This is a genomic window from Staphylococcus sp. HMSC068C09, from assembly GCF_001813735.1.
GTDB classification, from domain to species: domain Bacteria; phylum Bacillota; class Bacilli; order Staphylococcales; family Staphylococcaceae; genus Staphylococcus; species Staphylococcus hominis.
Genome location: NZ_KV813733.1, coordinates 62966 through 86274, shown reverse-complemented (window position 1 = coordinate 86274; position 23309 = coordinate 62966). Strand labels below are relative to the sequence as shown.

Here is a 23309-nt window from a genome sequence, read left to right as displayed (position 1 = left end):
TTGAAATAGGTTACGGTATAATATTGCAGTATATCCATAATAGGCATTATATATATTTCGCTAAAATAACTAATTGCACTCTAGTTAGTTTGAATATATAGATTAAAAAGTTCAAACAAAAGGGGGACATTGCATATGCCTCAAAATCAATCAAAAATACCTCGCGCTACATTAAAACGTTTACCTTTATATTATCGATTTGTTAATTCATTGAAAATCAAAGGTATTGATCGTGTGAGTTCTAAAACAATTAGTGAGGCTTTAGATATTGAATCAGCTACGATAAGAAGAGATTTTTCTTATTTTGGTGAGTTAGGTAAGAAAGGATATGGCTATAACGTTGAGAGTCTTTTAGAATTCTTTAAAACGGAGATTAGCGATAGTAATAATATTCATATTGCTATTGTTGGCGTAGGGAATTTAGGACGTGCATTACTTACTTACAATTTTTCAATACATGATGAAATGACAATTACAGCTGCATTTGATATTGATAAAGATATTGTTGGTACAAAAGTTGGAAAAGTGACAGTAAAGCATATTGATGATATTTCATCTGAACTTCAAAAACAAAATATTAATGTAGTGATTCTTACTACACCAGGAAGTGTGGCACAATCTGTTTCAGATCGACTTATTAAGGCTGACGTAAAAGGTATCTTAAACTTTACTCCTGCTAGAATTGATGTGCCAAATGATGTTCAAGTTCATCATATCGATTTAGGTATCGAATTACAATCACTATTATTCTTTATGAAAAACTCTTCAAATTAATATTAAATTATTTTTTAAAGCTAAAATGCATTTGCATTATAGCTTTTTTATAAATATATTAATTTAATGGAAACATTAAAAAATGGTGACGAATTAAAAATAGACTTTGATTGCACTCAAGCAACTGAAGCCATTCCAAACTGGGCAGCTGAACAAGGGTATCCTGTAACAAACTATGAACAACTTGATGATGCTTCATGGACAATCACAGTTCAAAAAGCTTAAGTTTTTCTTTATAAATGTAATGTAATATGACAAATTGTGTCATTTAATCTTACGTATTTTTGCTATTCTTAAAAACTATTAATATGATGTTTTTAAGGAAGTGGTAAAAATGAAGATGGATGACACAATTTTTTTATTTCTATGTATTTTATTAGTTTGGTTAATGACACCAGGATTGAGTTTATTTTATGGAGGCTTAGTTCAATCTAAAAATGTTTTAAATACTGTGATGCAAAGTATGGCTGCTATAATTATTGTTACGTTTACATGGGTGGTCATTGGATTTTCTTTGAGTTTTGGTCATGGAAATGATTGGATAGGTAATTTTGATTTTATTGGTTTGCAACATGTAGGATTTAATACGAATGTTCAATTTAGTCCACATATTCCGTTTGCCTTATTTATGTTATTTCAGATGATGTTTTGTACTATTGCGGTTTCCATTTTATCAGGTTCAATTGCTGAGCGAATGAGATTTATTCCTTTTACTATTTTTATATTTATATGGGTAATTATGATTTACAGTCCTGTAGCTCATTGGGTATGGGGCGGTGGTTGGATTCAACAACTTGATGCTTTAGATTATGCTGGAGGTACCGTAGTACATATTACATCGGGAGTATCAGGATTAGTATTAGCAATAATGATAGGTCACGGAAAAAAAGTAGAGAAACTACAGCCGAATAATTTACTTATTACACTTATAGGTGGTATTTTTGTTTGGATAGGATGGTACGGTTTTAATACAGGAAGTGCGTTTACTTTAAATGATATAGCAGTGATATCGTTTGTAAATACTATCATTGCTGCGAGTGGAGGAGCATTTAGTTGGTTGATTCTTGAATACTTTTCTAATAAAAAGTTAAGCTTACTTGGTTTATTATCAGGTGTACTGTCAGGACTCGTAACCATTACACCAGCAGCTGGATTTGTAAACTACTTAAGTGCATACATTATCTCTATGATTGGTGGTATAGCATGTTATTTTGTGGTCAATTCTATAAAAGAAAAATTAAGATATAATGATACACTTGATGCCTTTGGTATTCATGGTGTTGGAGGTGTGATTGGTGCAATATTGACTGGTGTATTTCAATCACATAAAGTTAATAAAGATATATTAGATGGATTAATCTATACTGGTCATTTACATACTATATGGATACAATGTATTGCAGTTATAGTAGTAGTACTTTACTCGATTATTATAACTTTTATTATTGGAAAGACATTATCAATTTTTATGTCCCTTGCTACGACTGTTGAAGAAGATAAGAAAGGTTTAGATCAACTTGTGCATGGTGAAAAGGCATATTTTTATGGAGAATTAAATAAATTACATAAAAGGTATTGATATATATTTAAAATGTTGAAGTTTCATTAGTAAAACAGTATTTGAAGATAATCACGATATGATAAAATTAATATTATGTTGATATTAATTTAGATGATTAGTCTATTAAAAAATATATCAGATATTGCAAAGTTTGCGGGAGTATTGTAAATACAATTTCCCGCTTTTTAAATCATGGATTGTAAAGTCTTAAGACTAATTACCGTTACGATATTAAATGATAAAATTAATACTAATGATTTAGGAGGCCTAATATGACTGAGTGGTCAAGAGAACAACGCTATCGTCGTATTGAAGATGTGAACAAAGATGAATTAGAAGCGTTAAAGCATCGAATAGAACAATCAAGCTATCGTCAACACTTTCATATTCAACCTGAAACAGGTTTATTAAACGATCCTAATGGATTAATGTTTTATAACGGAACATACTATGTATCTCACCAGTGGTTTCCATTGGGTGCCGTGCATGGACTGAAATATTGGTTTAATTATACTAGTAAAGATTTAGTGACATTTGAACCAAATGGTCCCATATTAAAACCTGATACGATTTATGATAGTCATGGGGTATACAGTGGAAGTGCTTTTGAATTTGAAGGAAACTTATATTATATGTATACAGGTAATCATCGAGATGAAGAATGGAAAAGATATGCGAGTCAAATGATTGCAAAAGTAAAACAAGATGGTTCAATCGAAAAATTAAATAAGCCTGTGATTGCTCATCAACCTGAAGGATATACAAGTCATTTTAGAGATCCAAAAGTATTTAAACATCATGAAGAATATTATGCAATATTAGGTGTCCAAACCCAACAAGAATTAGGACGTTTACTTTTGTACAAAATGATACATCGACAGATTGATCAATGGGAATATATTGGAGAAATTACAACCGAACTAGAAGATTTTGGCTATATGTGGGAATGTCCAGACTATTTTAGTTTAAATGGACAAGATGTAATTATTTTTAGTCCTCAAGGTATTGATGCAAAAGATGAAAAATATAGAAATATTTATCAATCTGGATATCTAATCGGTCATTTAAATTTCGATACATTAGAATTCAAACATGATACATTTATGGAACTTGATAATGGTTTTGATTTTTATGCGCCACAAACATTTATAGATGAATATGGTAAGCGTATTTTAATTGGGTGGATGGGATTACCAGATACTCAATATCCTACAGATGAAGAAGGTTGGGCACATTGTTTAACGATACCTAGAGAGTTAACAATCGAAGAAGGACGGTTACGCCAACGTCCTTTGAAAGCGTTAGAGACGTTACGTCAAAATAAAGAAACAGCATTAGGTTATGCTAACAAATATAATACAACACTTCATCCTTATGAAGGTACGCAATATGAGCTTATTATTGATATTTTAGAAAATGAAGCAACAGAAATATATTTTGAATTAAGAGCATCTAAGTTAAATTCAACATTAATTTCTTATAATACTAGGGAGCAAAAGATTACATTAGATCGATCAGAAAGTGGTGCATTACCTAGTAATGTTGAAGGTGTGACAAGATCTACATATTTAGATTCGCCATTAAAGCAATTACACATTTTTGTGGATACTTCAAGTATTGAAATTTTTTGTAATGATGGAGAGCGTGTCTTGACGTCAAGAATTTTTCCTGATGAAAATGCTACAGCAATTCGCACATCTACAGAAACAGGTCAAGTTTATTTGAAATTTACTAAATATGACTTAGGGAGAGATAAATAAATGAGAAAGTTATACGCTATTGGTGAAGCATTAATCGATTTTATTCCAAATAGAACAAATATTGAACTTAAAGATGTAACGCAATTTAGTCGACAAGTTGGCGGGGCACCTGCTAATGTGGCAAGTGTGGCTAAAAAATTAGGTAGTAGTACAGAAATGGTTACACAACTAGGTAATGACGCTTTTGGAGATATTATTGTAGAGACGTTAGAAAAAATAGGCGTTGGTACAACATATATTAAACGAACAAATACAGCTAATACTGCACTCGCTTTCGTTAGTTTAAAAGAAAATGGAGAACGAGATTTTTCTTTTTATCGTAAACCATCAGCTGACATGCTTTATCATGCTTCGAATTTAGATGAAATCAATGTTTCTAATCAAGATGTTCTACATTTTTGTTCTGTTGATTTAATTGAATGTGATATGAAAAATGCACATCTTGCTATGATTGAAAAATTTGAAGCGGCTCATGGGATGATAGTATTTGATCCAAATGTTAGATTACCACTATGGGATAGCGCAGAAGCGTGTAAAGTAACTATTCAATCATTTCTTCCCAAAGCAAATATCATTAAAATTTCAGATGAAGAAATTGAATTTGTTACTGGAATAAGTGATGAACATAAAGCGATTCAATCTTTATTTAAAGGAAATGTTGAAGTAGTTATCTATACACAAGGAGACAAAGGAGCAACAGCTTATTTAAACGATGGGACAATTATTCATCATCAAGGGTATAAAGTTGAAGCTGTTGACACTACTGGTGCTGGAGACGCGTTTATTGGTGCAGTCATTAATAGAATTTTAAATACAGAATTAACAGACATTACTTCTCTATTTAAAGGAAAAGGGGAAGAAATTTTAAAATTTAGTAATTTAGTAGCTGCAAAAGTAACTACTAAGTATGGCGCTATCGAAAGTATTCCAAGTTTAGAAGAAATTATTGAAGAACTTTAAAAAAGAGATTAAGAAACCCCTTCAGATATTAAAATGAAGGGGTTTTAATATTATATCTTTTTAACATTACGTACAGAGGCATAGCAATGCTCACCATTTCTGAAAGTTACAATTCGTTCTTTAGAATCGACTGAATCGATATTATGGCGATTTACAACAAAACTATTGTGACATCTGAAAAAACGATCATCGAGTTGTGCTAATTCTTTAAGATTTCCGTAGAATTCAATCTGACGGTTATCAAGATGCGCAATTAAACGATGGGATTTTGTAGACGATTCAAAGAACATGACATCATCATATTGTACATATATTGAATTGCTACCACGCTTTAATTCAATTGTCTCAACATTACTTTCTTTTGAAAGTAATTTTAAACGTGTATGAGCAGTTTCAATACAATCTATTATTCGCGTTTTAAGTTGATTAGGATCATCTTTAAAAATAAAATCCATTGCAGATACCTTATAGACAAATGTTAGGTAAGTGAGTTCACTATGACTTGTAACAAAGATGATATTCCCAATAGGATCATACTTTCGAATTTCACTTCCAAGTTTAATACCGTTAATATCAGCTTCTAATTGTATATCTAAAAAATAACATCCAACATCATTCATTTCTTTTGACTGTTCAATAATTTCATAAGGATCATCTGTCGCTAACGCTATTTCCATCGGTTTTTCTTCAATCATTATATAGTTATTAATAATTGAAACCATATTTTCACGTTGTTTCACATCGTCTTCACAAATGAATATTTTCATTTTTTCACATCCTTATGGCATATTATTTATAATTTCTACTTTTTGAACGAAGTAGCCATTTTCTATAGTAGTATCAAGTAACACGTTTTCAGTAGTATCAGTAATGTCTTTTAAAGTCGTTAGACCAAGTCCTCTGTTATCTCCTTTAGTTGAAAAGGAATCTTGAAATAATTCATGGATTTTCGGCATATCTTCTTTACATTTATTCATAACAATAAACATGACTGACGTTTCGACATTGATGAATGCAATTCTAATTAAGGCATCTTCTAATTCTTCTGAAGCCTCAATAGCGTTATCAATGATAATCCCAATGATACGGCTTAAATCAACTGTATTCATCTCAATATGATCAATTAACTCTGGCACTTCAATACTAATAGGTATATTTTTTTCTTGAGCTTGTAAAATTTTAGTTGTTACTAATCCTTTAATAGCACGCACTTTTAAATTATCCGTACCATTAATTTTGATTGAGTTCATTTGAAGGTTATCTTTCATAGGAACAATATTGTCATTAAAATATGTCTTTAAACCATCCATATCATTTTCTCTTATGTATTCTGACATTGTAGTAAGAATATTGACGTAATCATGTCTAAACTTACGCATTTCATTATTAATCGATTCTATTTGTAGTGTGTATTCATAATACGTTTCAATTTCTTCCAAACTTTGCTTATAACGCATTTCTCTTAATGTGTTTATCGATATTAATATAATAACAATGGCGAAAAAGAGAAGTATACTAATAAAAATTAAAGCATAACCTTTTAAAGTTGTTTCACTACTCTTAGGTATTTGAGAATACGTAGAAAGTATCATAAATGATGAAACTAATACTATAGAAATAACAAGTAAATAAGTTTTGTTAATTGCTAAATAAGATTTTTTAAGTCTTTTAAACAGAAATTTAAAAGAATAACCTAGGATAATAGAAATAAATGAAAAAAATATAGTATAAGAAATAGCAACTAAAATAGTATTACTAATATAGAATCGCAAGAAAATTGATATAAAAAAACCTATAAAGTTACTTAAAAACATTAAGATTGCACTACTTAGGACAGCTAAAATAGAATATAACTTTACTTTTAAATATAAAAATATTACACAACTAATAAGTAAAAATAATAATAGAAAACTGCCAAAAAAGTAATACAAAAAAGCAGAAGGGATTATAATCGCAAAAATGATTAAATAATCCCTTAAATTATATTTAATATCTAAAATAATTTTTGCAATTAAAAATAAAAGAAAACTTTGAAAAAAAGGCAAAGCTAAGTTTTCAAACAAATTCATAAGTCACACACTTTCTGACAAATACTATCTTTCTAAATTTGTTAACTCTTCAGGAACTTCTGATTCATCGAAATATCCATAGCATGTTGAATAAGTGGCAAGTGTACCAACAGTTTCTAAGATTAATGAGAATAGTTTAATGAATAAATCTGTAATAAATGTCATAATTAATAATCCTCCCTAGGAAAAAAGAATGGTAATAGTGTTGTACTTTCAAGTATCATACCTAATAAAATTAATTGTTTATATGGCTCTGGTACTATAATAGAAATAATGATTAAAACCACTACTAAAATAATAGACTTTATTTTTTTGCGAGGTTTTAGTCGTTCGGGTATGGGTTGTTTCTTAGTGGCAGCTGGTGCATAAATAATAATCAGTAATAATGCAATACCACTAACACTATACATGATACCCGTATTAATATGATAGTAAGCAATGAGCCATGGTAAACCAACAAATAAAATTAAATTTTGAATATGGCATAGCAAAGTAGACTTTGCATGCGCTCCGTGTGCATTGTGTCGAATTAAAAAATAACTAATGTGTGTGATTAAAGTATACAAAAATGTATGGAATATGAGCGCAGCACCATATGTCACAATTGTTTTAGCAATATTACTAACAACCACTTGCATGCCTAATCGTACTTTTAAGAATTGGATATGATCAAGGTTGTTTTTCTCTTGTAAATAAGATGCAAAGTGCTCAATTTTATCATCAATTGCTTTCAATATTGTGCCACTCTCCTTGACTATATTATACAATTTTGTGCAATTAGTCTGTAAAATAATGCTTAACTGTTAAAATTTAATACTTAACTGTAAAAGTAATTCGATAACTCATATTTTACCATATAAAAATAAACAGTTTAGTAGAAAAAGATGCAAGTTAAGAAATTTTTAATAACTTAAATGAATGTTATGTTTTAATATACTCATATCACATTAAAGTGATATAAACTTAATAATCTTAGTCTTTAAATTGTTAGTCTTTGTTTTATTCGAATAAATCTTTTTTTGATTTTGTTAGTAGTTGCGAAATTAAAAGTTGATTTATCGATGAGTTGTAAGGAATGTTTGTGTAGTTTGACTATGTATTTGTGATGATCGAGACCAATGGGTTATTCGATAATAACGATTTTCATAGTGAAATATTTCATTTATTTATTTCTTCGTGTAGTTCTATTCATTAATAAGTTATCCCAACTTATTGATGAAAAATGCATAATACTCGCTGAAGTGTTAACTCAGTAGAAAATAATTAACTTAGCTATTCTGAATAGAAGGTAATTATTTTCAATATGCAAGCTATCAAAACATTGTTATGCAATGTAATTTTTCATAATTAATAACATCCCCAAAAAATTGAAAAATAACTGTAAAACATTCCCTTAATTAAAAGTCGTGAGTCTCTCCCAAGCTCACGACTTTTTTTATTTATATAAATGAGGTTTTAAATTTCTAAAGATTGGAATAGCATCTCTTTGACGTGATACTTCTTGAATGTTGATATCAACTGAAATAGTATCTTCTTCTCTGTTTAACTCATCAAGAATATCTCCATTAGGATTGATAACCATTGAATGTCCAGCGTATTCAGTATTTCCATCATGACCTGTGCCATTACATGCGACGATGAAAATATCATTTTCTATCGCTCTAGCTTGAAGTAAGCTTCTCCAATGATTAAGGCGAGATGTTGGCCATTCGGCGACATAAAATGCGATTTGAGCACCTTCTCTAGAGGGATATCTTAGTAATTCAGGAAATCTTAAGTCATAGCATATAATTTGAGTGGCGAGCGCACCTGATGATAAAGTAAATGGTTCTGGAACTGTTTTTCCATCTTCTAAAAATTCTGGTTCATTTAGCATTGGAACTAAATGAACTTTATCATATTTGTTAATACGACGGCCTTCTTTAGAAACAGTAAAAGCAGTATTATAAACTTTATTATTTCGTTTATTTGAAACAGATCCTGCGACGATATCAACTTGATATGTTTGAGCAAGATTCGAAATGAAAGGAAAACTACGTGATAATGCTTGATCTGCTTTTTCATTTAATTTTTCTAAAGCATAGCCATTGTTCCACATTTCTGGTAACACAACAACTTCAGTATCAGCATCTAATTGAGTATTAAACCATTCTGAAATTTTTTGTTCATTTTTCTCAACATTTCCATATTCGACATAAAATTGGAATATTTGTATTTTCACTTTAACCACTCCTCAACCTGCTTAATAATTTCAATTTACTAAATTTAGCTATGAAAAGCAAAATGAAGCACATTACAATTAAGGTAAAATGACTTAATTGAAATATACTTCATTGATAAGTTTAAATTTATTATTTTTTAATAATAAATCGTTGATCAGTAGGGTGAATTTCTTTTTCACCAGCTTGTTCTTCAATATCACCAAATGGCATTTGTGCTACAAGTTTCCATGATGCTGGAATATCAAATGTTTGTGCTGTAATTTGATCAACTAGTGGATTATAGTGTTGTAACGATGCACCGATACCTTTTGAACTTAGTGCAGTCCAAATGGCGTATTGATACATAGCATTTGTTTGAACAGCCCAATTAGCAAAATTATCAGCATATGATGGCATTTGTTCTTGTAATGATTTTATCACATCTTCATCTTCAAAATATAAAATAGTTCCGTAGGCATGCTCGAAACCATTAATTCTTTGATCTGTAGGTTCAAAGTCGCGATCTGGTCCTATTACATCTTTGAGTACAGTTTTAGCGTTTTCCCAGAATTTAATATGTTGATCGTTAAGTAATAAAACAATACGTGTTGATTGTGAATTAAAAGCTGAAGGCATATATTTTACAATATGTTCAATCAATTCCTCTAATTCTTCATCACTAATAGAAATAGATGTTTTAGTTTTATAAATTGTACGTCTGTTTTCAACTTCAGTTAAAAATGGTTTTGTGTTTTCTTTATCAAATAATCCCATCAGATAATATCCTTTTTTAATATATATCCAGTATAAAATTTATACTAGAATAAGTAAATTATTATATAACAAAAAATTTCATAAATATTAATATTCTTTATCAATTTGTTTATATACATGCATGATATTTTTTTATTCTTTATACTAAAACTGTTAAAAATAAGAGGAGGTCTCAGAATGATAAAACAAAACGTTATTCGAACAAGTCTTATTTTTGCTATAAGTGCAACTATATTCAGTCACTATAGTTATGCTGAAACCTCTTCTAATATAGAGAGTGAAGACGTAGATCAGAAAGTAAACCTACAAAAAACTTCTGACACTCAGCATTCTAAAATTAAACTCAGTAATGAAAATGAAAACATAAACGAATTTAATCATACTAGCGATGAAACTAGCAACACAGAAGAATCAAAAGCAGAAGAACCACAACAAGAAAGTAACGAAACTAACAGTAAGGAAGAATCAAAAACAGAAGAATCACAACAAGAAAGCAACGAAACTAACAGTAAGGAAGAATCAAAGGCAGAAGAATCGCAAGAAGAAAGCAACGAAACTAACAGTAAGGAAGAATCAAAAACAGAAGAATCACAACAAGAAAGCAACGAAACTAACAGTAAGGAAGAATCAAAAGCAGAAGAATCACAACAAGAAAGTAACGAAACTAATAAACCTGAAGAACCAAAAACAGAGAAAGCACATGAAACGAACAAGGAAACTGATAGCATAGAAGAACCAAAAAAAGAAAAAGTTAATGATAAGAATCAACAAAAGAGTGGAATAGAACATATTCATAAAAATAACACGTCATCTTCTGAAGAAAAAAATCATAATAAATATAAAACAGCACAAAAAAGTAAAAATTATAAAAATGAGGATTCAACTATTTTTAAGCAAGAAGAACATCAAAATGTAATGTCTAAATCAATGAAGTCGAAACAAAATCAAATCATACAACCATATAACGATAATACTTCATCCAATGTTTACTCAAACACTAATTATCAAAAGGGTAAGTCTCAAAATAGTGTTTCAAAAACAATGTTTAACCAATTATTTTCACGACAACTAGTTGAAAACAATCATAATAACTTTGAACCAACACATTTAAAGCAAAATAATCTATATTTTCAAAGTGATAGAAGAAAAGAATCCACTTATCCAAATATATATCAAATAGAGTCAAGATTTTCAGAAAATATCTTAAATAGGTTTAATCAATATGCAAAAGGTGCTTATAAGTACAACCCTTATATTATTAATAAGGTTAATCATTTAGATGATAATGGTGAAAAAATAACAAATAAAGATTTTAATCATTTAATTAAGAAACAAAAATTTGATAATCAAAATCTAAATATATTACAAGAGGATTCTCAATACTTTAGATTTCAATATTTTAATCCACTTAATGCTAAAGAATATTATAAAAATTTAGATGAGCAAGTTTTATCATTAATTACAAATGACATTGGCTCTATGCCTGATTTAAAAAAGCCAAAAACAATTCATAAAGATGAAGTGGAAGAAGAACAACACAAAAAAGTCATTACTTCTTCTCATAAAAAAACAGAATCAAAATCATATATAAAAACTTTGAATATGATACTGATTCCTACTTTAATTTTAATATCTTCCACTGTAATGATAATTTATGTATATCAAAAGTTAAAAACGAAAAAAAAGTAAAAGCATCAAATGTCTAGAGCATTCGATGCTTTTATTTATTAAGATAAATTATGTGCTAGTTACACAAATGAATAATAAATTGAGTTTGTTGTTTTAAATGATTTAATGAATCGCCAAGGAAAATTTGCATTACTACAACGAAGCCATTTTGAAACATATGAATAAGTATCGGAACAGAAATTCGTTTTGTTAAAGTATAAGCTAATGAAAGTATCATCCCCATACCAAAATAAATAAGAATAAATTTAATATCATTATGCGCTAATGCAAAAAGTAAAGAACTTACGATAGAAGCAATTAAGAAGGCAATGATTCTATTTCCTTTAATTCGATCATATAGTTCACCAAAGAACACTTTTCTAAATACATATTCTTCTAAAATAGGGCCTACAACAGAAATTAATATAATAAAAATAGGGAGTTGTTTTGCTACAGCCATTATTCGTTGAGTATTTGGACTTTGTTGTGGTTGACCGAAAATCCATATGTTAATCACACCTACAATAACTTGATATAACATAACTATGAAAAAGCCAAGTACAGCCCATGGGATAATATAACGTTTTGATTCTTTATGTTCTTGCTCTAAGTTTGTAGGATTCTTAATTTTGAAATGAAGAAAGATGATTAAAATTGCTGCAAGTATAAATAAGATAACTTGAGTATACACTCCAGCCCTAGCTAAAGCCATACCTGATAAACGATTAAATATAGGCGTCTGTGCTAGAACTAAGGGTAAAAATTGTGCTAAAGCGTATATAAATAATGTTAGTATTGCCACCCAAATTCTTGCCATTTGAAACCTCCAGATTAAATATCAATAATTCTTATTTTATCGTAAAAAACTCAGATGTACAAAAGTAAGAGAATGTTTTTACTTGAAATATTGACCAAATTTGATTATTATAAAAATTAGGTTAGCACTCATTATATTAAAGTGCTAAATAGACCCTGCTAAGGAGGAACAATCATGCTTAAACCATTAGGAAACCGTGTGATTATCGAAAGAAAAGAACAAGAAGAAACAACTAAAAGTGGAATCGTTTTAACTGATAGCGCAAAAGAAAAATCTAACGAAGGTGTTGTAGTTGCGGTAGGCAGCGGACGTCTTCTTGATAATGGTGAGACAGTTGCTCCCGAAGTAAAAGAAGGTGATTCAGTAGTATTTCAAGAATATGCTGGATCAGAGATTAAACGTGGAGAAGAAACTTATTTAATTTTAAATGTAGAAGATATATTAGCAATTATAGAAAAGTAAAAATAACTATATAAAAATTGTCAAAAAAATGATTAATATTAATGGAGGTCGTATAGATGGCTAAAGATCTTAAATTTTCAGAAGATGCTCGACAAGCGATGTTACGTGGTGTGGATAAACTAGCAAACGCTGTTAAAGTAACAATTGGTCCTAAAGGTCGAAATGTTGTATTAGATAAAGAATATGTTGCACCTTTAATTACAAACGATGGTGTAACAATTGCCAAAGAAATTGAATTAGAAGATCCATATGAAAATATGGGTGCTAAATTAGTTCAAGAAGTAGCAAATAAAACAAATGAAATTGCTGGTGATGGTACTACAACTGCTACAGTATTAGCACAAGCAATGATTCAAGAAGGTTTGAAAAACGTAACAAGTGGTGCAAATCCAGTTGGTTTACGTGAAGGCATTGATAAAGCAGTCAGAGTAGCAGTTGAAGCATTACATGATATTTCTCAAAAAGTTGAAAATAAAAATGAAATCGCACAAGTAGGTGCAATTTCTGCTGCTGATGAAGAAATTGGTAAATATATTTCTGAAGCAATGGACAAAGTAGGTAATGACGGTGTTATTACAATTGAAGAATCTAATGGACTTGATACGGAACTAGAAGTTGTAGAAGGTATGCAATTTGATAGAGGTTATCAATCTCCATATATGGTAACAGATTCTGATAAAATGATTGCGGAATTAGAAAGACCATATATTTTAGTTACAGATAAGAAAATTTCATCATTCCAAGATATACTACCTTTATTAGAACAAGTTGTTCAATCAAGTCGACCAATCTTAATTGTGGCAGATGAAGTCGAAGGTGATGCATTAACAAATATTGTATTAAACCGCATGAGAGGAACATTCACTGCTGTAGCTGTTAAAGCACCTGGCTTTGGTGATCGTCGTAAAGCAATGTTAGAAGATTTAGCAATATTGACTGGCGCAACAGTGATTACAGATGATTTAGGATTAGAATTAAAAGATGCTTCTATTGATATGTTAGGTACTGCAAATAAAGTAGAAGTAACAAAAGATAATACAACTGTTGTTGATGGTGATGGAGACGATAACAGTATTGATGCACGTGTAAGTCAAATCAAAGCACAAATTGAAGAAACTGATTCAGACTTTGATAGAGAAAAATTACAAGAACGTCTTGCTAAATTAGCTGGTGGCGTAGCAGTGATAAAAGTAGGTGCTGCTTCTGAAACAGAATTAAAAGAACGTAAATTACGTATTGAAGATGCGTTAAATTCTACACGCGCTGCAGTTGAAGAAGGTATTGTTGCAGGTGGCGGTACAGCATTAGTTAATATCTATAATAAAGTTGAAAAAATAGAAGCGGAAGGCGATGTTGCGACAGGTGTTAATATTGTACTTAAAGCTTTATCAGCACCAGTACGTCAAATTGCTGAAAATGCTGGATTAGAAGGTTCAGTTATTGTTGAAAGACTTAAACATGCTGATGCAGGTGTCGGATTCAATGCTGCTACAAACGAGTGGGTGAATATGCTTGAAGAAGGTATTGTAGATCCTACTAAGGTAACACGTTCAGCTTTACAACACGCTGCAAGTGTTGCTGCAATGTTCTTAACTACTGAAGCGGTAGTTGCAAATATCCCAGAGCCTGAAAGTAATGATAATGCTGCAATGGGCGGTATGCCAGGTATGATGTAAAAACGCCTATAAATGTTGATATATCAATGTTTTGTGTTTTTACTGGTCATAATTTAGTTATAGAAATTTAGGAAATATAATAAAAAGACTGATAAGTTCATTTTGAAGTGTGCTTTGTCAAATAGACAAGTAAATAATTAAAAGATATGGTTGGTTTTGTTTTATGCAAAATCAGCCATTTTTAATGTTAGTTTTTTATATTAAAAAAATGGACATATTCTTTAATTATTTGTTTAGCTTTACTGATATCTTTAAATATAATTTAAATATTTTTTACATAAAACTTGTCGAAATTTTACATCTTTTGATTTTCAACAATTTTATTTAATATACAAATTGAAAAAAAGAAAAAGATAATAAATAAAAATGCTAAATTTAATAATCAAAATAATAATATAGATTAATATAGTGATAAAAGAATTCTTGCTTTTTATATTTATGTTGTTATTTAATTTTCTGACGGTTTTGATTATAGAGTGAATCTGTACTGAAATATTGATTAGTTAATTCAAAATGATCCAGTTAAAGGTGATGTGTGGGCTAAATAGTATGCAAATTTATTAAATGTTAATCCTAATATGAATATTGAACTAGCGTCTTCATTTGAACGTGGTGCTAGTAATGAAAAATTCAAAAAACAAGGTGGAACACTGATTTATACTACATGGAAAGATGGAATGAACCCTATTAAATACTATAGTGACTTAATAGGAAATAGAAAAGTATGAGTTTTATATTGGAGTCTATGGCAAAAAATGATTGTCTTAGATTCTTTATATATATTGGATTTATTATAAAAGTTTTTAAATATAAAAATTATATAATTTTTATGATATTTATTTTAAGTGTTTCGAAGTATAATGATATCAAAGATATAAATAAACATTGACTTTTAAAGGAGAATCAGCAATGAGGATTAATATTTTACAACATACCCCTAATGAAGGTCCTGGAGTTATCAGAGATTGGGCTACCGAGCATCACCATGAATTATATATTTATCATCCTTATTTTAATGGCGGTATCATTCCCAATGTTAAAGAAACAGATTTACTTATTATTTTAGGAGGACCCATGAGTCCTAATAATGAGGATAAATGGATTTTTGAAGAAAGAGAATTAATTCGCAATTTAATACAGCAAAATAAGCCAATATTTGGTATATGTTTTGGCGCTCAACAAATTACTAAAGCACTAGGATATACTGTAGGAAAATCTCCAGTAAAAGAAGTCGGTTGGAATAAAGTTTATCTTGAGTCATCCATCATTCCTAATATTCCAAAAGAATTGATGGCATTACATTGGCATGAAGAAACATTTTATATACCTAAAAATGCACAATTATTATTTTCAAGTCAATATTTAAAAAATCAAGGATTTATTTTGAATAATAATATTATCGGACTACAATTTCATTTTGAATCAAGTGCTCATGATATAAAAGAGATTGTCATGAATGATGCTTCATACGCGGTTGATTCCGTATTAAATCAAACGTCAGAACAGATTCTTAACCAAGAAGTACCAAAAGAGAATAAAGAAGTAATGTTTAAATTATTAGATTTTATTACAAGTCATTAAAAAATAGCGAGAGCCTTCCTAGTTAGGTCTCTCGCTATTATACTTTTATGTTATTTTAAGTCATCAATTGCTTTAGCAATAGAATCAAAAACATGTGGAATATCGTTTTTTTCAACACAACTAAAAGCAATACGAATATCTGTATCATTAAGTGCAATAATACCAATTGAGTATTTATCGATTAAATGAACACGAAGTTCTTCAGGGTTAACACCGATTACTTTAAGTGCCATAAAGTATCCAGAGTTAAAATCATATGCTTGCCAATGTTGTTTATATTTTTCATCATAAACTACTTCTTTTGTTACTTCATAACGCTCTTGTAGTGTTTTTACATTAGCTTGTATTTCTTTATCAAATTGTTCATGGTTCTCTAGTATATATTTAATTGCACTTTGAGAAGGCATTGCTCCACTTGAAATATTACTTCTAATTAATCCTTTAACTTTAGCCTCTAATACGTCTTTAGCTTTTTGATTATTTAATCCAAATGTAAGGAAGCCAACACGTAAACCCCAAGCAAAAAATTCTTTAGTTGCACCGTCAAGGCGTATCGGTAGAATGTTTTTTGAATCTAATTGAGTAATTGCAGTAAAAATAGATTGTGTATAGACATCTTCATAAAATAAACCATAGTATGCATCATCTACGACTGTAATCACCTTAGTTCCTTTTTCTGCTAAGCGTTCAATTGCTGAGACAATTGTATGAACTTCTTCTTGAGTAGGTGTATAGCCTGTTGGATTATTAGGATAATTTAAGATAATAATTGCTTTATCTTGTTTAAAATTATCTAAAGTAGATACAAGTGAATTTGTTGTATAATGTCCATCTTGATCGAAAATAGCATAAGTTTCAATATTTGCATTATGTCTTGTATTAAAAATAAGTTTATAGTTTCCCCAGTTATGTGTTGGTAATAAAATTGTATCTTCATCATTTACAAATAAGTCAGCAACTAAAGATAAACCATGTGTTAATGCATTCGTCACGATTGGACGGCTTATAGATGAAGCTTTTAAACTAGGATTTTCTTTTAACATTTTTTGTTGCCATAAATCTCTTAAAGTTTCAATTCCTTGTGGCGGAGCATATGGGAAAATCTCATCCGGAGAAAGATGATTGTAGACATCAAATAATGTGTCTGCATACATTTTTCCTTTATCATTAGTTGCCATACCAATTGTTGCATTGTATTTTGTTGATTTGGCTTCTGCAGACTGAGACAGAATACCTTTGGGATAAAACATAGATTGACCTAATCTCGATAACATGCTTAATATTTCAGGACTGTCATCGACTAGTTGATCGTTTAAATGTTGTGCTAAAGGATTCATTTTCATAACCTCGCTTTAAATTGTTATTCACATTATATATTATCTTGAATTAAACAAAATATAAAGTTTTCTAATAAAAAATAAATCAGAGAAGTGTTTTATTCACAAACGGAACATATGTTCTGTTTGTGTGTTAAAATATATATAGGTCATCATGAGATATGACACTTTACTTTGTGGAGGTGTAGTGTAATGTCGTGGTTATTAGAAGGTTTAGTCACACTTATAACAGGGAGTATGCTTATTATATTTCGAGTTTGGTTAGAAACTAAGTGGAAAAATAAATAAGATGGCCTTACACAAAAACCCCTTAACTTGATGTGGCAAGTTAAGGGGTGTGTAATGTAATTTGTGGATATAACACTATCTTAACATAGAGCATATACAATTCAATTTTAATTAAATAAATGATTAATGCATATAAAATAAAAAATTTGATATAATTATCATAATGAGGTGACTAAAAATGATGAAACACCTAACAAAAATTTTTGTAGGTTTAGCTATTGTTTTGTTTGTCATTGGATATTATCTACAAGCCACTGGACATGAAAGTCAAGGTATAAAGTTATTATTGGCTGCCATTATGTTTATGATATGTGCATTTATTAATCGTAGCAATGACAGACGTAAAAATAAAAAGTAACATATGAAAACTATGATGCAATTACCACTGTAATACTGTATCATAGTTTTTTTGTTTAACTATGTTTATAGTGTATATACAACTTATGTCTTAAGAATACTGATTTTATCTTATTTTTATTATTTCACTTTACAAATCTGTATATACTGTATATATTATTTATATACAGTTGTAAAGGGGGACATAAATGAAAGTTATTCTAAAAAACACCAGTGAACAGCCCATTTATGAACAAATTAAACAACAAATTAAAGAAAATATATTAAAAGGTTACGTTGAAGCTGGAAGTCACTTACCATCTATGAGGGAACTGGCGAAAGATTTGCAAGTCAGTTTAATTACAACAAAGCGTGCCTATGAAGATTTGGAAAAAGAAGGGTTTGTCACAACAATAAGAGGTAAAGGAACATTCGTAAAAGAACAAGACAGTTCAATTTTAAAAGAAAAACAATTTTTTGTAATTGAACATCTTGCACGTTCCATGGTAAAAGAAGCAAAAACAATTGGTATGCCTCTAAAAGAATTAAATGAAGTTTTAGCTTTAATTTACGAGGAGGAAGATGAATGAAAGCGATTGAAGTTAAACACGTAAGTTATAACACTAAAACTTTCCAAATCAAAGATCTTTCATTCAGTATTCCTCAAGGGTTTGTTACGGGCTTTATTGGGAGTAATGGTGCTGGCAAGACAACAATGATTCGATTAATGATGGATTTGCTTGAACCTAATACTGGAGAAATTAAAATCTTAGGACGACAAATGAAAGAGTCGGCAAAATGGATCAAAAATAAAATTGGTTTTGTTTACTCAGAAATGTATTTCAACCAACAATGGAATATAAAAAAACTAGAAAATATGATTTCTCCTTTCTATTCTAAGTGGGATAGTCATATATTCCATCAGTATTTAGAGCGATTCAATATACCAAGTCATCTTAAAATTAAGCATTTCTCTAGTGGAATGAAAATGAAGTTATCTTTAGCCATTGCTTTAAGTCACCACGCTGAGTTATTTATATTGGATGAACCAACAGCAGGTTTAGATCCAATTGTAAGAAATGAAGTTCTAGAAATATTGCAGCAAGAATTAATAGATGAAAATAAAACGGTTTTTATTTCGACTCATATTATTTCAGACTTAGAAAAAATAGCAGACTATCTTGTATATATAAAAACAGGCAATCTTGTACTTGAAGGCTATTGTGATGATATAAAAGAGAAATATTTTATCGTAAAAGGTGATAACAAAGATTTAGATGATGAATTAAATCAACTCCTTTTATATAAAGAAGAAAAGCATACAGGTTATGTTGGTTTTACAAAACATGGTCAAACATTTAAGGAACTATTTGGAAAACAAGTTGAAATAAAACATCCAACGATTGAAGAATTAATGATTTACCTTGAGAAAATGAAAGAAACTAATGATGTTGAAACTCAAAATAGAAACGGGTTGATGACATGAAGCAACTAATAATAAGAAATTTTAAGTTAAGACGTTGGACGCTTATCATTTATTTAGTGCTTATTGTTATTAATCCTATTTATACACTATTTTTTTCAAAAACAAGCTATGGTTTCGTTGTATATATTCCACTTGCCATTACATTAATGATTATAAGCATTTTAGATTCAGGACAATTATTTAGAGTACATAGACGGTTAGGTGGAAAAGAGGCGTATCTTTTTTATGAAAGTTTACCAATAACTAAGAAAGAATTGCTTAATGCAAATTATCTGACATGTATTATATTAACGATTTTAGGAACATTGATTATTGGATTATATAATTTTCAATCAACAAATATTCAGGTAAATGAGTTGCGTTATTCAACAGCACTTTCATTTTTAAGTGTAAATTTATTTAGCATTCCTATTGCCTTTAGTAAAAGTACAGAAAGAAAAAGAGAATATATTTCTTACACTGTTTATATTATTTTAATGGTACTTGCTATACCGATGGCAATTGCATTTATCTTTTTGACTATTAATTTATTTATCTTTCATAATGCACTTGATCCAAATGTATTTAATAAATATTTAAGTATTGGATTAGTTATTATAAGTGTGATTTGGCTAGTTATAAATTATTTTATTCAAATAGCACGTATTAATCGTCGCTAGAAAAAAGGAGGACTTTTATGAAATTAGAAAATATTACTAAAACATACGGTAATCATAATGTTTTAGACAATATAGATTTTGATTTTGGAGATAGCAAAATTGTAGGACTCATTGGTAAAAACGGTGTAGGTAAAACTACACTGATGAAAGTGATGAATGGAAATATTATTAATTACAAAGGTAAAGTTAATTTAAAAGATGATGAAAATATTGGCTATCTCATTGAACATCCAAAACTTTATGATAATAAAACGGGGCTTTATAATTTAAGACTCTTTGCTCAGGTGCTTGGTCAAGGATTTGATAAAGCCTATTCAGATAAAATTATAGATGCTTTTGGTATGCGTCCTTATATTAAGAAAAAAGTTAAAAAATATTCAATGGGTATGAAACAAAAATTAGCGATTGCCGTATCATTAATGAACAAACCAAAATATCTTATTTTGGATGAACCTACGAATGGTATGGATCCAGATGGCTCAATCGATGTTCTAGAAACGATACAATCTTTAGTAAATGAATTAAATATGAAAATTCTTATTTCAAGTCATAAATTAGAAGACATCGAATTGATTTGTGATAGAGCTGTCTTTTTAAGAGATGGACATTTCGTTCAAGATGTCAATATGAAAGATGGTAGTGCAGAAGAAAGTACCTCTATTACGTTGGACAATGATGATTTTGATCAAGCGCTAAATTATTTACAAGAACATTTTAATGTTATTCATTCTTATAAACAAAATGGAGAAATTCTTATTAAAGCAGAACGAGATTATCGAACATTGCTTAAAGCGCTCGCACATATTAATGTGTATCCTAAATATATTGAAACACGTAAAAATTCGCTTCGAGATACGTACTTTAATATTAATCAAAGAGGTGACCATTAGATGAAGAGTTTACAATTAGTTAAATATGATATATTAAGTTTTTTTAAAAGTTATTTAACATATATCGCGCTTATATGTATCTGGGGTATCATCACAGCAATGACTGTACTATTAGCAAAAAATAATGATAAAGTCGATTATTCAATGATATTACCAATGGCAAATTGGATGTTTCTATTCTTTGGTTTACTCGTTGTTATTAAAACAATTACACGTGACTACTCTCAAGGAACGATTCAACTTTATATGAATAAAGTGAAAAATAGAGTAGGTTATGTGATAGCGAAAACGATTTCGATTATTATTTTTTCGTTCATATTTACACTTATCACGTATGTTACACTTTTAGTTATTCAGACTTTTACAGATGGTAAAAATTTAAATGGAGATAAATTCCTAACGAATATTTGGTTCTATCTTATCTTCTTACTATTTTTTGGACTATTATTATTCTTAATTACTTTAATTGTCCAAAAACCAGCAGTCATTTTTACATTAGGTATCTTTTTAGTGTTTATCGTACCATTTTTACAACCATTTTTAGGCTTAATCCCTGAATGGGGCGATAATATTCAAAAATCACTCAAATATATACCTTTTAGTTACTTAACAGAAAAATCATCATCAGGTAGTATTAAATTTACGAATTGGCAATGGTTCATTTCTATTGCATCTATTGTTATTTTATTTATCGCTGATGTACTTTATGCTGCTAAACGAGACATTTAAATTAATAACTTTTTAATAAAACTGGCGACGATACGTTCAATTTTTGTCGCCAGTTTTATTTGCATTGAAAGGTACTTTAATATTTTTTGAATATAATCATAGTTATGATATATTAAAAAAAATAAGTATATAAGTGGTGGTCCTATTGCATATTCAAAATAGATGGGTTATCTCAATTTTATTTATTGTCATTTCTTTATTAGTTGTACTAGGATTGACAATTTATAAAAATGAAAAAACGGTTGATTTAAGTGATGTAGAAATTAATCATTTAAAGCTTAATGAAACGTTTGATAACTCAGAATATAGTTTAAATAAGCATGTGAAATTAGATAGGTATGTTTTTTATAATCATAATAAATATAAAAATTTAACAATAAAAGTCAAGAAAAAACATCACAAAATTAAAGGAATTATCTTAGTTAAAGATACTTTTGTTAACACAAATTTTGATGTTCATATAGGTGACCAAATCGATGCTGTTATAGATAATCTAGGTTATAACTATGACAAAGATAAGGTAGGTAAAGGTTATGATGCTTTAGTGTATCTTGATAAAGATCATCACATGAAATTATCAATTTTATATAAAGATAATATTGTTAAGCGAATTGAATTCTTTAGTCGTTGATAGTTAATAAAAATAAATTTATGTTTTAAGAAAGTATGTGAAAGAGAAATGGATAAAATTACTTTTTTGAATGAACTGGAAACGGAACTTGATGATTTACCACGTAAAGAAAAAGATAAAGTTATGAATGAATATGAAGATATCTTTTATAATCAAGAAACAAAAGGCAAGACAGATGCTCAAATATTAGATGATTTGAAAAATCCTTATACTATTGGAAAAGAAATAAAAGCTAAAGAAGCAATTTCACATGCTAAAGTTACACCTAACTTTCGTAATATTGTAAAAGCTATTATGGCATCATTAAGTTTGGGCGTTATTTCTTTCTTCTTAATTGTTATCCCAATTATAATATTCTTAATATTTCTAGCCTTTGTTTTCGTCATTTCAATTGTGCTTATTTGTTTACCTATCTTATTAATTATTATTAGTATTCTTAAAGGTACTCCTGACTCTTTAAGTAATTTTCTTTATAGTATTTCTTATGCTGGTATAGGTATATTAGTGTTCGTTGCAATAATAAAAATTGTTCAGAATTTATATAAACTTGTTTTAAAATATTTATCATGGTATATAAAAATAATTAAAGGAAGAATCCAGTGATGAAAAAATTAACAATAAGTGGATTAGTTATATTTGTTGTTTTTTTT

General features: G+C 29.2%; 24 protein-coding genes and 2 pseudogenes. 18 read left to right on the top strand and 8 right to left on the bottom strand.

The window, feature by feature from the left end:
• Window positions 1-135: 135 nt before the first annotated feature.
• The 5 genes and pseudogenes from HMPREF2930_RS01300 to HMPREF2930_RS01280 all read left to right on the top strand — a co-directional run bounded on the left by HMPREF2930_RS01300 (window position 136) and on the right by HMPREF2930_RS01280 (window position 5055).
• On the top strand, window positions 136-774 hold the full coding sequence (locus HMPREF2930_RS01300; protein ID WP_017175284.1) for a redox-sensing transcriptional repressor Rex: 639 nt from the start codon (window positions 136-138) through the stop codon (window positions 772-774).
• Window positions 775-840: 66 nt separating this feature from the next.
• Window positions 841-999, top strand: a pseudogene (locus HMPREF2930_RS01295) (sulfurtransferase TusA family protein); the annotation flags it as partial.
• A 109-nt stretch (window positions 1000-1108) separates the two neighbouring features.
• Window positions 1109-2353: an ammonium transporter gene (locus HMPREF2930_RS01290; protein WP_017175282.1), complete on the top strand. Its 1245-nt coding sequence runs from the start codon at window positions 1109-1111 to the stop codon at window positions 2351-2353.
• A gap of 254 nt (window positions 2354-2607) precedes the next feature.
• Complete coding sequence (locus tag HMPREF2930_RS01285) at window positions 2608-4095, top strand: sucrose-6-phosphate hydrolase (RefSeq protein WP_017175281.1); 1488 nt, start codon at window positions 2608-2610, stop codon at window positions 4093-4095.
• Window positions 4096-5055: a carbohydrate kinase family protein gene (locus tag HMPREF2930_RS01280; protein WP_070597200.1), complete on the top strand. Its 960-nt coding sequence runs from the start codon at window positions 4096-4098 to the stop codon at window positions 5053-5055. It begins immediately after the preceding gene.
• 50 nt (window positions 5056-5105) lie between these two features.
• Here HMPREF2930_RS01280 and agrA read toward each other — a convergent pair whose 3' ends face one another.
• The 6 genes from agrA to HMPREF2930_RS01250 all read right to left on the bottom strand — a co-directional run bounded on the left by agrA (window position 5106) and on the right by HMPREF2930_RS01250 (window position 10099).
• Entirely contained in the window at window positions 5106-5822 is a 717-nt protein-coding gene (gene agrA / locus HMPREF2930_RS01275; RefSeq protein WP_002455088.1) for a quorum-sensing response regulator AgrA, read from the bottom strand.
• Window positions 5823-5834: 12 nt separating this feature from the next.
• Window positions 5835-7124 (bottom strand): quorum-sensing sensor histidine kinase AgrC, encoded by a 1290-nt coding sequence (gene agrC / locus HMPREF2930_RS01270; protein WP_017175279.1) that lies wholly within the window; start codon window positions 7122-7124, stop codon window positions 5835-5837.
• Window positions 7125-7148: 24 nt separating this feature from the next.
• Window positions 7149-7289 carry a cyclic lactone autoinducer peptide AgrD gene (gene agrD / locus HMPREF2930_RS01265; RefSeq protein WP_017175278.1) on the bottom strand — a complete coding sequence of 47 codons (141 nt, stop codon included), beginning with the start codon at window positions 7287-7289 and terminating at the stop codon, window positions 7149-7151.
• A 2-nt stretch (window positions 7290-7291) separates the two neighbouring features.
• Window positions 7292-7858, bottom strand: coding sequence for an accessory gene regulator AgrB (locus tag HMPREF2930_RS01260; protein WP_017175277.1), 567 nt, complete (start codon window positions 7856-7858; stop codon window positions 7292-7294).
• Window positions 7859-8559: 701 nt separating this feature from the next.
• Entirely contained in the window at window positions 8560-9345 is a 786-nt protein-coding gene (locus HMPREF2930_RS01255; protein WP_017175276.1) for a carbon-nitrogen family hydrolase, read from the bottom strand.
• A gap of 130 nt (window positions 9346-9475) precedes the next feature.
• Window positions 9476-10099 carry a nitroreductase family protein gene (locus tag HMPREF2930_RS01250; protein WP_017175275.1) on the bottom strand — a complete coding sequence of 208 codons (624 nt, stop codon included), beginning with the start codon at window positions 10097-10099 and terminating at the stop codon, window positions 9476-9478.
• Between the two features lie 177 nt (window positions 10100-10276).
• Here HMPREF2930_RS01250 and HMPREF2930_RS01245 point away from each other — a divergent pair, with 177 nt between their 5' ends.
• Entirely contained in the window at window positions 10277-11788 is a 1512-nt protein-coding gene (locus tag HMPREF2930_RS01245) for an SdrH family protein (protein WP_017175274.1), read from the top strand.
• Window positions 11789-11843: 55 nt separating this feature from the next.
• Here HMPREF2930_RS01245 and mroQ read toward each other — a convergent pair whose 3' ends face one another.
• Window positions 11844-12584 carry an intramembrane glutamic endopeptidase MroQ gene (gene mroQ, locus HMPREF2930_RS01240; protein WP_037541691.1) on the bottom strand — a complete coding sequence of 247 codons (741 nt, stop codon included), beginning with the start codon at window positions 12582-12584 and terminating at the stop codon, window positions 11844-11846.
• A 174-nt stretch (window positions 12585-12758) separates the two neighbouring features.
• Between mroQ and groES the strand changes: the two genes are divergently transcribed.
• The 4 genes and pseudogenes from groES (at window position 12759) to HMPREF2930_RS01220 (ending at window position 16303) form a co-directional block, all read left to right on the top strand.
• Complete coding sequence (gene groES, locus HMPREF2930_RS01235) at window positions 12759-13046, top strand: co-chaperone GroES (protein WP_017175272.1); 288 nt, start codon at window positions 12759-12761, stop codon at window positions 13044-13046.
• 56 nt (window positions 13047-13102) lie between these two features.
• Window positions 13103-14722 (top strand): chaperonin GroEL, encoded by a 1620-nt coding sequence (gene groL / locus HMPREF2930_RS01230; protein WP_017175271.1) that lies wholly within the window; start codon window positions 13103-13105, stop codon window positions 14720-14722.
• A gap of 518 nt (window positions 14723-15240) precedes the next feature.
• Window positions 15241-15450, top strand: a pseudogene (locus HMPREF2930_RS01225) (hypothetical protein); the annotation flags it as partial.
• A 181-nt stretch (window positions 15451-15631) separates the two neighbouring features.
• Window positions 15632-16303: a type 1 glutamine amidotransferase gene (locus HMPREF2930_RS01220; RefSeq protein WP_017175268.1), complete on the top strand. Its 672-nt coding sequence runs from the start codon at window positions 15632-15634 to the stop codon at window positions 16301-16303.
• A 50-nt stretch (window positions 16304-16353) separates the two neighbouring features.
• Here HMPREF2930_RS01220 and HMPREF2930_RS01215 read toward each other — a convergent pair whose 3' ends face one another.
• A complete protein-coding gene (locus HMPREF2930_RS01215) occupies window positions 16354-17640 on the bottom strand; it encodes an aminotransferase class I/II-fold pyridoxal phosphate-dependent enzyme (RefSeq protein ID WP_017175267.1) in 1287 nt (428 codons plus the stop codon).
• A 469-nt stretch (window positions 17641-18109) separates the two neighbouring features.
• Here HMPREF2930_RS01215 and HMPREF2930_RS01210 point away from each other — a divergent pair, with 469 nt between their 5' ends.
• From HMPREF2930_RS01210 to HMPREF2930_RS01175, 8 genes are all read left to right on the top strand, one after another.
• Window positions 18110-18286 (top strand): SE1626 family protein, encoded by a 177-nt coding sequence (locus HMPREF2930_RS01210; protein ID WP_002455099.1) that lies wholly within the window; start codon window positions 18110-18112, stop codon window positions 18284-18286.
• Between the two features lie 187 nt (window positions 18287-18473).
• On the top strand, window positions 18474-18854 hold the full coding sequence (locus HMPREF2930_RS01205) for a PSM export ABC transporter transcriptional regulator PmtR (protein WP_002450053.1): 381 nt from the start codon (window positions 18474-18476) through the stop codon (window positions 18852-18854).
• Complete coding sequence (locus HMPREF2930_RS01200; protein WP_017175265.1) at window positions 18851-19750, top strand: phenol-soluble modulin export ABC transporter ATP-binding protein PmtA; 900 nt, start codon at window positions 18851-18853, stop codon at window positions 19748-19750. Before HMPREF2930_RS01205 ends, HMPREF2930_RS01200 begins: the two co-directional genes overlap by 4 nt.
• On the top strand, window positions 19747-20409 hold the full coding sequence (locus HMPREF2930_RS01195; protein ID WP_017175264.1) for a phenol-soluble modulin export ABC transporter permease subunit PmtB: 663 nt from the start codon (window positions 19747-19749) through the stop codon (window positions 20407-20409). Before HMPREF2930_RS01200 ends, HMPREF2930_RS01195 begins: the two co-directional genes overlap by 4 nt.
• A 17-nt stretch (window positions 20410-20426) precedes the next feature.
• Window positions 20427-21299 (top strand): phenol-soluble modulin export ABC transporter ATP-binding protein PmtC, encoded by an 873-nt coding sequence (locus tag HMPREF2930_RS01190; RefSeq protein ID WP_017175263.1) that lies wholly within the window; start codon window positions 20427-20429, stop codon window positions 21297-21299.
• Window positions 21300-22028, top strand: coding sequence for a phenol-soluble modulin export ABC transporter permease subunit PmtD (locus HMPREF2930_RS01185; RefSeq protein WP_017175262.1), 729 nt, complete (start codon window positions 21300-21302; stop codon window positions 22026-22028). It begins immediately after the preceding gene.
• Between the two features lie 145 nt (window positions 22029-22173).
• Window positions 22174-22659: a hypothetical protein gene (locus tag HMPREF2930_RS01180; RefSeq protein WP_002450066.1), complete on the top strand. Its 486-nt coding sequence runs from the start codon at window positions 22174-22176 to the stop codon at window positions 22657-22659.
• A gap of 48 nt (window positions 22660-22707) precedes the next feature.
• The gene (locus tag HMPREF2930_RS01175) at window positions 22708-23262 is read left to right on the top strand and encodes an HAAS signaling domain-containing protein (protein ID WP_017175261.1); all 555 of its coding nucleotides are present in this window, start codon (window positions 22708-22710) and stop codon (window positions 23260-23262) included.
• Window positions 23263-23309 lie beyond the last annotated feature (47 nt).

Bases quoted from the DNA above. Each gene is read 5' to 3' on its own strand.
- HMPREF2930_RS01300 (WP_017175284.1), top strand. From the start codon at position 136: ATGCCTCAAAATCAATCAAAAATACCTCGCGCTACATTAAAACGTTTA.
- HMPREF2930_RS01290 (WP_017175282.1), top strand. From the start codon at position 1,109: ATGAAGATGGATGACACAATTTTTTTATTTCTATGTATTTTATTAGTT.
- HMPREF2930_RS01285 (WP_017175281.1), top strand. From the start codon at position 2,608: ATGACTGAGTGGTCAAGAGAACAACGCTATCGTCGTATTGAAGATGTG.
- HMPREF2930_RS01280 (WP_070597200.1), top strand. From the start codon at position 4,096: ATGAGAAAGTTATACGCTATTGGTGAAGCATTAATCGATTTTATTCCA.
- agrA (WP_002455088.1), bottom strand. From the start codon at position 5,822: ATGAAAATATTCATTTGTGAAGACGATGTGAAACAACGTGAAAATATG.
- agrC (WP_017175279.1), bottom strand. From the start codon at position 7,124: ATGAATTTGTTTGAAAACTTAGCTTTGCCTTTTTTTCAAAGTTTTCTT.
- agrD (WP_017175278.1), bottom strand. From the start codon at position 7,289: ATGACATTTATTACAGATTTATTCATTAAACTATTCTCATTAATCTTA.
- HMPREF2930_RS01250 (WP_017175275.1), bottom strand. From the start codon at position 10,099: ATGGGATTATTTGATAAAGAAAACACAAAACCATTTTTAACTGAAGTT.
- HMPREF2930_RS01245 (WP_017175274.1), top strand. From the start codon at position 10,277: ATGATAAAACAAAACGTTATTCGAACAAGTCTTATTTTTGCTATAAGT.
- mroQ (WP_037541691.1), bottom strand. From the start codon at position 12,584: ATGGCAAGAATTTGGGTGGCAATACTAACATTATTTATATACGCTTTA.
- groES (WP_017175272.1), top strand. From the start codon at position 12,759: ATGCTTAAACCATTAGGAAACCGTGTGATTATCGAAAGAAAAGAACAA.
- groL (WP_017175271.1), top strand. From the start codon at position 13,103: ATGGCTAAAGATCTTAAATTTTCAGAAGATGCTCGACAAGCGATGTTA.
- HMPREF2930_RS01220 (WP_017175268.1), top strand. From the start codon at position 15,632: ATGAGGATTAATATTTTACAACATACCCCTAATGAAGGTCCTGGAGTT.
- HMPREF2930_RS01215 (WP_017175267.1), bottom strand. From the start codon at position 17,640: ATGAATCCTTTAGCACAACATTTAAACGATCAACTAGTCGATGACAGT.
- HMPREF2930_RS01210 (WP_002455099.1), top strand. From the start codon at position 18,110: ATGAAACACCTAACAAAAATTTTTGTAGGTTTAGCTATTGTTTTGTTT.
- HMPREF2930_RS01205 (WP_002450053.1), top strand. From the start codon at position 18,474: ATGAAAGTTATTCTAAAAAACACCAGTGAACAGCCCATTTATGAACAA.
- HMPREF2930_RS01200 (WP_017175265.1), top strand. From the start codon at position 18,851: ATGAAAGCGATTGAAGTTAAACACGTAAGTTATAACACTAAAACTTTC.
- HMPREF2930_RS01195 (WP_017175264.1), top strand. From the start codon at position 19,747: ATGAAGCAACTAATAATAAGAAATTTTAAGTTAAGACGTTGGACGCTT.
- HMPREF2930_RS01190 (WP_017175263.1), top strand. From the start codon at position 20,427: ATGAAATTAGAAAATATTACTAAAACATACGGTAATCATAATGTTTTA.
- HMPREF2930_RS01185 (WP_017175262.1), top strand. From the start codon at position 21,300: ATGAAGAGTTTACAATTAGTTAAATATGATATATTAAGTTTTTTTAAA.
- HMPREF2930_RS01175 (WP_017175261.1), top strand. From the start codon at position 22,708: ATGGATAAAATTACTTTTTTGAATGAACTGGAAACGGAACTTGATGAT.